We start from the raw sequence: 3,046 nt of genomic DNA on the forward strand, positions 1-3,046 counted from the left end.
TGTTCTTTGAAAACTAGATAACAGAAGTAATTCACATTCAATTGTAATGCAAGAAATCACGTAGTGATTCTTTTTAACGGTTAAGTTAGAAAGGGCGCACGGTGGATGCCTTGGCACTAGGAGCCGATGAAGGACGGGACGAACACCGATATGCTTCGGGGAGCTGTAAGCAAGCTTTGATCCGGAGATTTCCGAATGGGGAAACCCACCACTCGTAATGGAGTGGTATCCATATCTGAATACATAGGATATGAGAAGGCAGACCCGGGGAACTGAAACATCTAAGTACCCGGAGGAAGAGAAAGCAAATGCGATTCCCTGAGTAGCGGCGAGCGAAACGGGATCAGCCCAAACCAAGAGGCTTGCCTCTTGGGGTTGTAGGACACTCTGTACGGAGTTACAAAGGAACGAGGTAGATGAAGAGGTCTGGAAAGGCCCGCCATAGGAGGTAACAGCCCTGTAGTCAAAACTTCGTTCTCTCCAGAGTGGATCCTGAGTACGGCGGAACACGTGAAATTCCGTCGGAATCCGGGAGGACCATCTCCCAAGGCTAAATACTCCCTAGTGACCGATAGTGAACCAGTACCGTGAGGGAAAGGTGAAAAGCACCCCGGAAGGGGAGTGAAATAGATCCTGAAACCGTGTGCCTACAAGTAGTCAGAGCCCGTTAACGGGTGATGGCGTGCCTTTTGTAGAATGAACCGGCGAGTTACGATCCCGTGCAAGGTTAAGCAGAAGATGCGGAGCCGCAGCGAAAGCGAGTCTGAATAGGGCGCATGAGTACGTGGTCGTAGACCCGAAACCAGGTGATCTACCCATGTCCAGGGTGAAGTTCAGGTAACACTGAATGGAGGCCCGAACCCACGCACGTTGAAAAGTGCGGGGATGAGGTGTGGGTAGGGGTGAAATGCCAATCGAACCTGGAGATAGCTGGTTCTCTCCGAAATAGCTTTAGGGCTAGCCTCAAGGTAAGAGTCTCGGAGGTAGAGCACTGATTGGACTAGGGGCCCCTACCGGGTTACCGAATTCAGTCAAACTCCGAATGCCGATGACTTATCCTTGGGAGTCAGACTGCGAGTGATAAGATCCGTAGTCGAAAGGGAAACAGCCCAGACCGCCAGCTAAGGTCCCAAAGTATACGTTAAGTGGAAAAGGATGTGGAGTTGCTTAGACAACCAGGATGTTGGCTTAGAAGCAGCCACCATTTAAAGAGTGCGTAATAGCTCACTGGTCGAGTGACTCTGCGCCGAAAATGTACCGGGGCTAAACGTATCACCGAAGCTGCGGACTGTTCTTCGAACAGTGGTAGGAGAGCGTTCTAAGGGCTGTGAAGCAAGACCGGAAGGACTTGTGGAGCGCTTAGAAGTGAGAATGCCGGTATGAGTAGCGAAAGAGGGGTGAGAATCCCCTCCACCGAATGCCTAAGGTTTCCTGAGGAAGGCTCGTCCGCTCAGGGTTAGTCGGGACCTAAGCCGAGGCCGAAAGGCGTAGGCGATGGATAACAGGTTGATATTCCTGTACCACCTCCTCACCATTTGAGCAATGGGGGGACGCAGGAGGATAGGGTAAGCGCGGTATTGGATATCCGCGTCCAAGCAGTTAGGCTGGGAAATAGGCAAATCCGTTTCCCGTGAAGGCTGAGCTGTGATGGCGAGCGAATTATAGTAGCGAAGTTCCTGATTCCACACTGCCAAGAAAAGCCTCTAGCGAGGTGAGAGGTGCCCGTACCGCAAACCGACACAGGTAGGCGAGGAGAGAATCCTAAGGTGATCGAGAGAACTCTCGTTAAGGAACTCGGCAAAATGACCCCGTAACTTCGGGAGAAGGGGTGCTCTGTTAGGGTGCAAGCCCGAGAGAGCCGCAGTGAATAGGCCCAGGCGACTGTTTAGCAAAAACACAGGTCTCTGCGAAGCCGTAAGGCGAAGTATAGGGGCTGACGCCTGCCCGGTGCTGGAAGGTTAAGAGGAGCGCTTAGCGTAAGCGAAGGTGCGAATTGAAGCCCCAGTAAACGGCGGCCGTAACTATAACGGTCCTAAGGTAGCGAAATTCCTTGTCGGGTAAGTTCCGACCCGCACGAAAGGCGCAACGATCTGGGCACTGTCTCAACGAGAGACTCGGTGAAATTATAGTACCTGTGAAGATGCAGGTTACCCGCGACAGGACGGAAAGACCCCGTGGAGCTTTACTGCAGCCTGATATTGAATGTTGGTACAGCTTGTACAGGATAGGTAGGAGCCTTGGAAACCGGAGCGCCAGCTTCGGTGGAGGCATCGGTGGGATACTACCCTGGCTGTATTGACCTTCTAACCCGCCGCCCTTATCGGGCGGGGAGACAGTGTCAGGTGGGCAGTTTGACTGGGGCGGTCGCCTCCTAAAAGGTAACGGAGGCGCCCAAAGGTTCCCTCAGAATGGTTGGAAATCATTCGCAGAGTGTAAAGGCACAAGGGAGCTTGACTGCGAGACCTACAAGTCGAGCAGGGACGAAAGTCGGGCTTAGTGATCCGGTGGTTCCGCATGGAAGGGCCATCGCTCAACGGATAAAAGCTACCCCGGGGATAACAGGCTTATCTCCCCCAAGAGTCCACATCGACGGGGAGGTTTGGCACCTCGATGTCGGCTCATCGCATCCTGGGGCTGTAGTCGGTCCCAAGGGTTGGGCTGTTCGCCCATTAAAGCGGTACGCGAGCTGGGTTCAGAACGTCGTGAGACAGTTCGGTCCCTATCCGTCGCGGGCGCAGGAAATTTGAGAGGAGCTGTCCTTAGTACGAGAGGACCGGGATGGACGCACCGCTGGTGTACCAGTTGTTCTGCCAAGGGCATCGCTGGGTAGCTATGTGCGGACGGGATAAGTGCTGAAAGCATCTAAGCATGAAGCCCCCCTCAAGATGAGATTTCCCATTCCGCAAGGAAGTAAGATCCCTGAAAGATGATCAGGTTGATAGGTCTGAGGTGGAAGTGTGGCGACACATGGAGCTGACAGATACTAATCGATCGAGGACTTAACCATTTTTGAATGTATGCTTACTGTTATCTAGTTTTGAGAGAA

At 52.9% G+C, this 3,046-nt stretch carries 1 rRNA gene; it reads left to right on the forward strand.

Features of this window, described 5'->3' with window-relative positions:
* Positions 1 to 78 precede the first annotated feature (78 nt).
* A 23S ribosomal RNA gene (locus ICW23_RS18650) occupies positions 79 to 3,007 on the forward strand.
* The last annotated feature ends 39 nt before the right edge of the window (positions 3,008 to 3,046 follow it).

Origin of the sequence: Bacillus sp. 1021 (assembly GCF_014534735.1) — a bacterium.
Classification (GTDB): Bacteria; Bacillota; Bacilli; order Bacillales; family Bacillaceae; genus Bacillus; species Bacillus siamensis.